The sequence below is a fragment of the Microbulbifer jejuensis genome (genome assembly GCF_047289955.1).
In the GTDB taxonomy this organism is placed as follows: Bacteria; Pseudomonadota; Gammaproteobacteria; order Pseudomonadales; family Cellvibrionaceae; genus Microbulbifer.
Genome location: NZ_JBLBUB010000040.1, coordinates 21,012 through 31,188 on the forward strand (window position 1 = coordinate 21,012; position 10,177 = coordinate 31,188).

Sequence of the window (10,177 nt, forward strand, 5' to 3'; positions counted from 1 at the left end):
TTAAGTGCCTCTCCTTTCTGCGCCTTATGCGGAAGCCAGCTCGGCTGCCTCTTCCACATCCACCGATACAAGGCGCGACACTCCCGGTTCATGCATAGTCACACCCAGCAGCTGATTCGCCATCTCCATAGCGATCTTGTTGTGGGTAATATAGATGAACTGAACGTGCTCTGACATTTCTTTAACCATTCGTGCGTATCGACTTACATTAGCGTCATCGAGTGGAGCATCCACCTCATCCAGCATACAGAAAGGTGCGGGATTCAAGCGGAAGATGGAAAAGACCATTGCGATCGCCGTCAGTGCCTTTTCTCCACCGGAGAGGAGGTGAATCGTGCTGTTGCGCTTACCCGGCGGGCGCGCCATGATCGCAATTCCGGTATCCAACAAATCATCCCCGGTTAGTTCCAGATAGGCATTGCCGCCACCAAACACCTTGGGGAAAAGTTCCTGCAGGCCCGCATTGACCTGATCAAAGGTTTCCTTAAAGCGGGTTCTCGTCTCTTTGTCGATTTTCCTGATTGCATTTTCCAGGGTCTCCAGCGCTTCTGTCAGGTCTCCATACTGGCGATCCAGATAGTGCTTGCGCTCCGATTCCTGTTTATATTCATCGATGGCTGCCAGGTTAATGGGTCCCAGGCGCGAGATGCGCGCAACCACCAGTTCCAAATCTTCCTGTACCTGGGCGATGGTCAAATCCCCGGGCAGTTGCTCGATCAGCTGATCCACATCGTGATCGTTCTCGCGCAGCTGCTCTGCCAGCCCACTGCGCTGCACCTCCAGGGTCTGGGCGGAGAGGCGCGCCTGTTCCAGCTGGGCGCGCACCTCCTGCAGGGCCGCTTCCACCTTATGGCGCTCCTGCTCCTGCTCACGCAGGCCGGTCTCCACTGCCTCGAGCTCCGCGCGCGCTTCGGCCAACTCGGTTTCCGCCGTGAGGCGCGCACCCAATTTCTCTTCCAGCTCTCCCTGAACGTCCTGAGACGGATCGTGAGTCTCGGCCATCTGTTCCTGCAATTGGGCGCGGCGGCTGCGCAGCCGTGCCAACTGCGCATTCATGACCTGCAGAGTGCGCTCCAGAGACACCACTTGTGTGCGCACAGACTGCTCGCGCATGGCCAACTCGTGGGCGCGGTCCTTGCCTTCGCGCGCACGTTGGCGAGCGGTATCCAAAGCTCCGCGCAATGCTTCACGGTGTTCCATGAGTTTTTCACGACGATCTGTATCGTCACTCATGGCCTCGACCGCTTCTTGCAGCAACAGGCGCGCCTCGGATAGGGACTCCGCTTCCGCGTTCTGCTGCTCGCGCACCTCGATCATTTCCTGCTCAATGCGACTGCGGCGTTCACTCACCTGCTCGGCACGGGCGCGATGGGCAGACAGTTGGCTGCGCAGTTCTGCTTCGCGACGGCCGAATTGTTCGGAATCGCTGCGCGCCTGCTCAATCTGCTGATCGAGATCAGCGACTTGCTCACGCAGGGATTCGCGATGCTCGTTGAGTGTGCCTATCTGTTCCTCGCACTGTGCAAGTTCCTGAGCCAACACCTCCAGTTCCTGCTTGCGTGCCAGCACGCCGGACTCAGCATCGCTGGCGCGGCGCACACGCAGCCAGTTGGGGCCCAGCCAGAGGCCATCGCGGGTCACAATGGACTCCTGAATCTGCAGACCCGAGCGCAGTGTCAATGCCTCGGTCAAATTGTCGGCAGTATAGATACCCGCAAGCAGACCTGCCAGAGGGGCCGGGCCCCGGACCACATCCGAAAGAGGTGGCAAGTGACCCCGAACCGGGGCAGCCAGGGCACTGTGATCAATAAATACCGCCTGGCCATTTTGCAACTGCGCAAGCCCTTCGGTGAGGCTTTCCAACCGCTCGACACACACCGCCTGCAGCTGTTCTCCCAAAACCGTTTCAACCGCAGTTTCCCAGCCTGTGTCTGCCTGTATTTGTTCGGCCAGGCGCGGTCTGTCAGCCAGTGCCTGCCGCTGAAGCCAACGCTGTACCGCTTTTCCATGCCCGAGCGCCGCCTGTTGCAGGGCCTCTAAAGAAGCCTGGCGGCCCCGACCGGTTTGCAATTGCAACCGCAACCGGTCCAACTCTGTGGCCAGTTCCCCCTCGCGAGCGCGTAATTCCTGCAGACACTCGCGCCGCTCCACTATTTGTTCGCGGCGCTCTTCAACCTGTATTTCCAACTCAGCCAACTGCTCACCCAGCTGCAGGGTTTCCTCCCCATCACCGGAAACCTGAAGACCGGACTGCTCGGTGGCCAGCTTGTTGATTCGCTCCAGCAATCTCTGCCCGGAAGTTTCCAGGTGCTGGATGCGCGACTGCTGCACTTCGGCTTTCTGGCGCGAACCCGAGGCGGTCTGGTTGAACTGGTCCCACTCGCTCTGCCAGTTGCGCATGTGCTCCTCTGTCTCAAGCAGCGCACTGGCGGACTCCTCCTCCGTGGCCAGCGCTATCTCCAGGTCCGGCACTATCACCGTCAGCTCCTCTTCGAACTGCACAGCCTTCTCCCGATCCACTGCCAGAGTGGTCTCCGCCTCAAGGTATTCCTGCTCGGTTTGTGCCAAATCAGACTGCAGGCGTGTGGAGCGCTCGCGGGCGTGGGCAAGACTCTGCTCCAGGCGTGCAATATCCGCACCCACTGCATAGAAGCGCCCCTGAACCTCATTGAAGCTGTCGGACAGTTCATGATAGCCCACGCGCTTTTGCTCGATCGCTGTGTCGCAATGGACCTGCCGGGTCACCAGCGCCTCAACCGTGAGTTCCAACTCGCCGATCTGCTGCTGCTTGTCAGTGGCCTGTTCGTTTAAGGCACAATATTTCAACGCCTGCAAATTCGCCTTGTGACTGCGCTCTTCGCCTTTAAAGCGACTATATTTCTCCGCCGCGGCAGACTGGCGCTCAAGGCGCGACAGCTGGCGGCCCAGTTCGTCGCGGATATCCGCGAGACGTTCCAGGTTTTCCGAGGTGCGTCGCATACGGTTTTCAGTATCTCGACGGCGCTCCTTGTATTTGGAGATACCGGCGGCCTCTTCGATATAAACCCTCAATTCCTCGGGCTTGGCATCGATCAGTTTCGAAATCATGCCCTGTTCAATAATGGCGTAGCTGCGCGGGCCGAGGCCGGTTCCCAGAAACAAATCGGTCACGTCTCTGCGGCGGCATTTTTCACCGTTGAGGAAGTAGTTGTTCTGCGCTTCGCGGGTGACTTTGCGCTTGACAGAAACTTCGGAAAAGGCAGCGTAGGCACCGGGAAGTTTGCCTTGGGAATTATCGAAAACCAGCTCGATAGAGGCCTGGCCAACCGGTTTACGCCCGCTGGAGCCATTGAAAATAACATCGGTCATGGAGTCGCCGCGCAGGTTCTTCGCGGACGATTCACCCATGACCCAGCGCACCGCATCAATGATATTGGATTTGCCACAGCCGTTGGGACCAACCACCGCGCTGAGGTTTGTAGGAAAAAAAACAGTGGTGGGGTCAACAAAGGACTTGAAGCCCGCGAGCTTGATGCACTTCAGACGCATGTAATCTTTAACTCGGTATCTCTTATCTTTGCCGGCCAACTCCTCAAACCACCGATTGTACATGGCGCTGTCGGGGCTTTCAGCGCTATTTTTTAACAGTGGCTATTCAGAAGAATTTTCGACCGATCCAGCCAGCGCTCAAGTCAAGCTGTTGCAACTGGGACTCATCAATAGTATTCCCGGCAGGTTTGCAATCAATCGGCCGCCGCCAAAAGCACAACTCGGAAACACAGGTGCGCCCGCGCCCTATAGAGTGCAACCCTGTTCTCAGTTCGCGATTGAAAATAGAAAAACCGTAACGGCTTTAGCCAGTACCATTTAATTCCCCGCGAAAGCACAACAACCGCCAGACCACACCACCCTAGAGTTCCCGATCAATCGTGATGGACTGAGCCTTTCCCCAGTTTTCCCTGGAGAGAGATTCAATGGTGCCCTGCCAGTCTCCCGCTACGGGGCGCGCATCGCCGTGCAGGGCCAGGCGCGCCACCAGTTGCACAGAATCTACCGAAGCAATGGAGCGCCCCGGCATCATCGCGCGAGACTCATCCAGCACCACTTCCACCGGCAACTGGCCCGCGCTCAGGCGTACTATTGCCAAGGGCAGTGGGCTATCGGTGCTACGGGCATAAATATAGACCGGCGTAGCGGAGTCTGCAGCGATCTCTCCGCTCAAACTGACCTGTACGCGAATCGCAGCTCCGCCAAGTGCCACCGAACTGGCGGGCTCTAGCGCCGTTTTGGAATGCTCGGCAAGGGCCTGTTCCGCCCGCGCAACCCCGGCAGCCAAGGCCTCTGCTGCAGCCGAGCCGTGCTCGAGCTGCTGTAAGGCACTCTGCCAGTGATCGCGCGCCTGGCGGTAGTCCTTGTCCTCATAAGCGGCTATTCCCGCCAAACCCAAGGCAGTGCCATCGGTGGGCTGACTTTCCAAAACCTGTTTGACCAGCAGGCGAATCTCTTCGGTGATTTTGGAGCCCCCGGCAAAAAACAGCGCCTGTGCCAGCTCGGCTTTTACCGATGCCGCCTGGGGCTCACGCTCAACCACAAAGCGATAAGCCGACACCGCACCGGCGATATCCCCGGCGACCAGTAACCGCTGCGCCAAAACATAACGACTGCGCAGGTCCTCGGGATGCTTCTGCACCCAATCTTTTAACTGACGGGTAATGCGCGCCACAGTAGCCGCATCCCCCCCACCCTGGTGGCTGGCCACAACCTCCCGGTAGAAGGCCACCTCGCCGGGGCGCTCGGACCAGACATAAGCCCCAGCTGCCATTAACGGCACCAGCAGCGCCAGGCCAATCAACAAGCCGGCACCGCGCCGGCTGGGCCCAGCGGCTGGTGCCCCACTCCCCGCGGCCAGCAGCTCCCGGGCCATTTCGGCTTCGAGTTGGGCGACCTGTTTCTCGCCCATGGCCTCCCTGTCCAAGGCATCATGTAGCTCGCTGGTACGCGCCCGGTACAGCTCAATTATCGCAGTACGCTTGCTGTCATCTGAGCCCCCACGAGCAGTCCGCATGGCCGGCAACAGAAAGACAAGGGCCAACAATAACAGCAGAATGGTCAGCCCAAACCAGATATCAATCATTTGCTCTTTTTCCCGCTGCCGGTCCAATCGCCCGGATCATTACCCAGCAGCTTTTTCAATCGGCGCCGCTCATCGTCACTCAATTCACCGCTATCGTCACCCTGGTCTGCGCCGGTACCACTGCGGGCACGTAACACAATCACAATCAGCGCCAGCAAGCCTATCAGCGCAAATATGCCAGGGGCCAGCCACAGCGCCAGGGTGTTGCGTTGAACCGGAGGGCGGTAGAGAATAAAATCCCCATAGCGCGCCACCATATAGTCAACTATCTCTTTATCGGAGAAGCCTTCCTCCAAAAGCCGGCGTATTTCCCGGCGCAGATCGACGGAAATCGATGCATCCGAATCAGCCAGGTTCTGGTTCTGGCACTTTGGACAACGCATTTCCTCAATCAACACCCGATATCGCGCCTCCAGATCAGGGGAGGACAACTTTTCAGCCTCCACCACCGCCTGCACTGCCACGGACAGGCACAGCACACCCAGTGCCAACACAATTCGGCCCAGCCAGCGCTCCTGTCTCACAGTTTCTCCCACATCCAATCCGCCGGAAATTCCTCGATTATAACAGCGTCACCAAGCCGCGGACACGCCCGCAACTCCCCACCCGTAAGCCTTAACGCACAGAAAGGCAAAAAATAAAAAAGGCGTTGACGCCGCAAAGAATATCATTAAGATACGCAGCTCCTGACACGGGGTGGTTAGCTCAGTTGGGAGAGCGACGGCCTTACAAGCCGTAGGTCACAGGTTCGACCCCTGTACCACCCACCACTTCCCCAGCGCCTGCAAGGCAGTGCTTTGGCAGGGAAGAAAAGAATGCGGACCGGTAGTTCAGCTGGTTAGAATGCCGGCCTGTCACGCCGGAGGTCGCGGGTTCGAGTCCCGTCCGGTCCGCCATATATAAAAAAGTCCCGCCCGAAAGAGTGGGACTTTTTTATTTATGCAAACAGCAGATTACGGCTCTTTTATTGGATGCTCTGCCATTTACCACACAATCAGGGCTATGTGCCCAACAGGGGGGCCCACAGACCCCGGCAGGCACAGCCCGTCAATCGATGCGCCGCACCTGGTGATCAATGCCAAGGGTTTTAGCCTGCCCACCTCGGCCGGTTTCCGGATACCCCCCCGCACCAGCCAAACCCTCCTCCACTCCCCAGCCATGCCTTCCCCCTCTTTGTAAACCACGCAAAGGGCCTGAATTGCCGGGATCATACTGCCGCGATTGGCTGTAACCGCGGCTCTGTATCTCAGAGATTATGGGTAGCTATAGCTGGCCTGCAAACCCAGAGGCATACCCAGGTTCCAGTAAATCACCAAAAACAGGGACCAGCACAATAGGAATACCACGGAATAAGGCAGCATAATGGATACTAGGGTACCAATCCCCGTACCCTTCACATAGCGTTGACAGTAGACAACCACCAGAGGAAAGTAAGGCATCAAGGGTGTGATGATATTTGTAGACGAATCGCCCACCCGATAGGCCGCCTGGGTCAGGTCCGGAGAGAAGCCAACCTGCATCAACATAGGCACAAAAATTGGCGAGAGCAGCGCCCACTTGGCGGAAGCGGAGCCCACAAACAGGTTGATAAACGCCACCAGCACAATGATTCCTATCAGCGTTACCGGGCCTGGCAGGTTCATGGCCGCAAGCAGGCTGCCACCCTCTACCGACAGTAGGGTGCCGAGGCCAGAGCGGGCGAACTCGGCGATAAAGAGCGCGCAGAAGAAAGCCATTACGACATAGTAAGCCATGGAGCCCATGGTTTTGGACATTGCATCGATCACATCCTTGCTCTGGCGAAAGGTACCGGCCACATAACCAAATACAACACCGGGGATGATAAACAGGAGGAAAATCAGCGGCACGATAGATTGCATCACCGGCGCACTGAAGGAAGCCAGCTGTCCCTGGGCATCGCGCAGTGCCGAAGTTTCCGGCAGCATCCAGGCCACAAGCCCAACCATACCTGCCAGCATTACCGTCACCGCCAAATACATGGCCTTTTTCTCCCGGGCACCCAGCGATTGCATCACGGGCATCTCCGCTTTATCACCATCAATCGCAACACCCTTTAAGCGAGGCTCAATGACCTTATCGGTGAGCCACCAACCCAGCAAGGTCACCACCAGGCAGGACGCCGAGGTGAAAAACCAGTTGTTCAACGGGTTAACCTGCATATCCGGGTCGACAATCTGCGCCGCAGTTTGGGTAAAACCCTGCAGCAGAGGATCAATGGCAGAGGGGACAAAGTTTGCCGAAAAGCCCCCGGAAACCCCGGCAAAGGCCGCGGCGATACCCGCCAGGGGATGTCGACCGGCCGCATAGAAGATCACGCCACCCAAAGGAATAACCAGCACATAACCGGCATCCACAGCTGTGTGGCTGACAATGGCCACCAGTATCAACATCGGTGTCAGCAACATCTGCGGGGTCACAGCCAGAAGCTTCTTCAGTACCGCATTGATAAAGCCACTCTGTTCTGCCACGCCAACCCCAAGCATGGCCACAAGGACGACACCCAATGGTGCAAAACTGGTAAAGGTGGCCACCATGCCGGAGAGAAAGCGCGCCACCTCACTACTGGAAAGCAGATTGGTTACCTGAATGGCCTCACCGGTAGCAGGGTGCAGTGTGTCAAAACGCACATCGGATAGCGCCCAGGACAGCACCCAGACTACCACCATCAAAATCAGAAAAAGCACTGCCGGATCGGGCAGCTTGTTGCCCACCACCTCAATGCCGTTAAGTGCTCGATTGATCCAGCCATTCTTGCCGGTGGCATCGGCACCTGCAGAAGGGTTTGCCTGAATATTTTCCATAATAAAGCCCTGTACTTTCGTTATTTTTTATTACTTTATAAAACTCATGGGGAAACCTCCAAAGCCATGCCCCCACTGCATTTTAAACCCTGGCTACCCAATCTTGCGGATGCCGACAGCGTGACGCAACTTTTCGATAAAGGGTGCCGAATAGGCCCGCGCTTTGACAGCGCCTTTCTCCAGCACCTCTTCGATTAACGCCGGGTTGGCAAGCAGGGTTTTGTAACGTTCGCGAGCCTCACTGATCTGACCATCAATCAGCGCAAACAGCTGCTGCTTGGCCTCACCCCAGGCAATACCCCCTTCAAAGTCCTTGCGCATTTTCTCTGTTTGCTCTTCTGTGGCAAAGGCTTGCCAAATCTGGAAGACCGTAGAGGTATCCGGGTCTTTGGGCTCACCCGGCTCCAACAGATTGGTTTTGATTTTGTTAATGTGCTTTTTCAGCTGTTTTTCCGCCAGAAACAGGGGGATGGTATTGCCGTAGCTCTTGCTCATCTTGCGCCCATCCAACCCCTGCAACACAGCCACATGATCGTCCACTACCGCTTGCGGCAAAGCGAAGTGTTCTCCATAGTGATGATTGAATCGCTGGGCGATATCTCGGGCCATTTCGATATGCTGTACCTGGTCCTTACCCACAGGCACCCTGTTGGCATTGAACATCAGAATATCTGCCGCCATCAGGATCGGGTAGCTGTAAAGCCCCATGGTGACACCAAAATCAGAATCCTCGCCGTCGGCACGATTAGCATCTACCGCTGCCTTATAGGCGTGTGCGCGATTCATCAACCCCTTGCCGGTCATACAGGTCAACAACCAGGTCAACTCGGGAATTTCATGAATATCGGACTGGCGGTAGAAGACCACATTGTCGGTATTGAGGCCGAGGGCCAGCCAGGTTGCGGCGATTTCCAGGGTAGACTGATGCACCTGCTCGGGGTCCTGGCACTTGATCAGCGCGTGGTAATCTGCCAGAAAGTAAAAAGACTGGTTATTCTCATCCTGACTGGCTGCAATTGCCGGCCGGATTGCACCCACATAATTACCCAGATGAGGGGTGCCGGTGGTAGTAATACCGGTTAATACGCGCTGCTTGGTCATAAATCCTTCGTATTCCATACTAAATTCAGGCAATAAAGGGCGAATAATACCCTGTTAATGGCTGCGATTGTATCAACCGAAGGCATCAACCTATGACCCACCCCGTTACAGCTACTCAGGAATGCCAGGCATTGCCATTCCTTCCCCTCACCTGGGGTCCAAGCCGCTCTGGCAACCCATCTAAATCCAGCCTGGAAAAAGCCCGCATCCCTCCGCAGGGCATAGCCGCTACTGCACCCACCATTTTTGATGCTGACTCTATTGAATGGCAGAACTTCCGCTCGCAACCGGACAACCTGGTCACATCTAGGATCATGACAAGATCCTGCAAGTCTTCCGTGCCAAATCCTGAGCCTTGACGCACCATCCAACCTCTCAGCATTTTCAAACCCTGGTTTTCTTTGGCAGCGACTACCCGGTGAGTGTCAAACCACCATCAACAGGCGTGGTGATTTTTTCTGCTGGACTCACGTGGCAAGAAGGCCCACCGAAAAGGGCATCCTATTCAAAAGACTGAGCCCCAGCCCTACAGGTTAAGTGAGGACATTTAACTATTAACCCGATCGGTTGCATTGAACAAAAGCGCCCTGTAGCAGCACATGATTCTGCCACCAAGATAGCTTGTGGGTAATTACATAGTGGAACACTTGAAGGAGGGGGTTAGGAATGCAGCTATGACACAGAGTGACCACTCACCAGATGCAAAAGATGAGATACAGGCACTGAAAGCTCTCCTAGATTCAACTTGTAAGTGCATATCTCAATGGAGCTAGAAAAAGCGGCCAGTTGCCCGTAGGCTTCTCGCTTTTTCTCCGGCAAGAGTTATGCAATGAGACACTACAAGCAACTGACCTATGAGCAAAGATGCCAGATTGAGGCGTTCAAGAAAAGCGGTTTTACACAAGCAGAGATTGCGGTGGCTCTAGGCGTGAGCCAGTCAACGATATCAAGGGAGTTAGCGCGGAATAGTGGTCAGCGCGGGTATCGACACAAGTAAGCCCAGAGGTTTGCGCTTTGGCGGCGTGAAGTGACCAGAAAGGTAACAAAATTGACACCAGAGTTGATTGGCTTGGTCGAGGATAAGCTTGCTGAAAAATGGAGCCCGGAGCAAATCTCAGGCTGGCTTCTCAAGGAGCACTTG

The 10,177-nt window shown here is 56.1% G+C and carries 6 protein-coding genes and 2 tRNA genes; 3 read left to right on the forward strand and 5 right to left on the reverse strand.

Annotated elements, in window-relative coordinates; genetic code table 11:
- Nucleotides 1–24: 24 nt before the first annotated feature.
- The 3 genes from smc to ACL7TT_RS19085 form a co-directional block, all read right to left on the reverse strand.
- Nucleotides 25–3,528, reverse strand: a complete 3,504-nt coding sequence (gene smc, locus ACL7TT_RS19075) for a chromosome segregation protein SMC (protein WP_413397800.1) — start codon at nt 3,526–3,528, stop codon at nt 25–27.
- A 361-nt stretch (nt 3,529–3,889) separates the two neighbouring features.
- Nucleotides 3,890–5,113: a c-type cytochrome biogenesis protein CcmI gene (gene ccmI, locus ACL7TT_RS19080; protein WP_413397801.1), complete on the reverse strand. Its 1,224-nt coding sequence runs from the start codon at nt 5,111–5,113 to the stop codon at nt 3,890–3,892.
- A complete protein-coding gene (locus ACL7TT_RS19085; RefSeq protein ID WP_299945805.1) occupies nt 5,110–5,637 on the reverse strand; it encodes a cytochrome c-type biogenesis protein in 528 nt (175 codons plus the stop codon). Before ACL7TT_RS19085 ends, ccmI begins: the two co-directional genes overlap by 4 nt.
- A gap of 170 nt (nt 5,638–5,807) precedes the next feature.
- On the opposite strand from ACL7TT_RS19085, the gene ACL7TT_RS19090 reads away from it, so the two are divergent.
- Nucleotides 5,808–5,883: transfer RNA gene (locus tag ACL7TT_RS19090), tRNA-Val, on the forward strand.
- A 49-nt stretch (nt 5,884–5,932) separates the two neighbouring features.
- A tRNA-Asp gene (locus tag ACL7TT_RS19095) sits at nt 5,933–6,009 on the forward strand.
- A 357-nt stretch (nt 6,010–6,366) separates the two neighbouring features.
- On the opposite strand, the gene ACL7TT_RS19100 is transcribed toward ACL7TT_RS19095, so the two are convergent.
- A complete protein-coding gene (locus ACL7TT_RS19100; protein WP_413397802.1) occupies nt 6,367–7,935 on the reverse strand; it encodes an AbgT family transporter in 1,569 nt (522 codons plus the stop codon).
- Nucleotides 7,936–8,028: 93 nt separating this feature from the next.
- Nucleotides 8,029–9,036, reverse strand: a complete 1,008-nt coding sequence (locus ACL7TT_RS19105) for a tryptophan--tRNA ligase (RefSeq protein WP_413397803.1) — start codon at nt 9,034–9,036, stop codon at nt 8,029–8,031.
- Between the two features lie 829 nt (nt 9,037–9,865).
- Between ACL7TT_RS19105 and ACL7TT_RS19110 the strand changes: the two genes are divergently transcribed.
- Nucleotides 9,866–10,033, forward strand: a complete 168-nt coding sequence (locus ACL7TT_RS19110) for a helix-turn-helix domain-containing protein (RefSeq protein ID WP_413397804.1) — start codon at nt 9,866–9,868, stop codon at nt 10,031–10,033.
- Nucleotides 10,034–10,177: the final 144 nt, after the last annotated feature.

Bases quoted from the DNA above. Each gene is read 5' to 3' on its own strand.
- ACL7TT_RS19105 (WP_413397803.1), bottom strand. From the start codon at position 9,036: ATGACCAAGCAGCGCGTATTAACCGGTATTACTACCACCGGCACCCCT.
- ccmI (WP_413397801.1), bottom strand. From the start codon at position 5,113: ATGATTGATATCTGGTTTGGGCTGACCATTCTGCTGTTATTGTTGGCC.
- smc (WP_413397800.1), bottom strand. From the start codon at position 3,528: ATGCGTCTGAAGTGCATCAAGCTCGCGGGCTTCAAGTCCTTTGTTGAC.
- ACL7TT_RS19100 (WP_413397802.1), bottom strand. From the start codon at position 7,935: ATGGAAAATATTCAGGCAAACCCTTCTGCAGGTGCCGATGCCACCGGC.
- ACL7TT_RS19110 (WP_413397804.1), top strand. From the start codon at position 9,866: ATGAGACACTACAAGCAACTGACCTATGAGCAAAGATGCCAGATTGAG.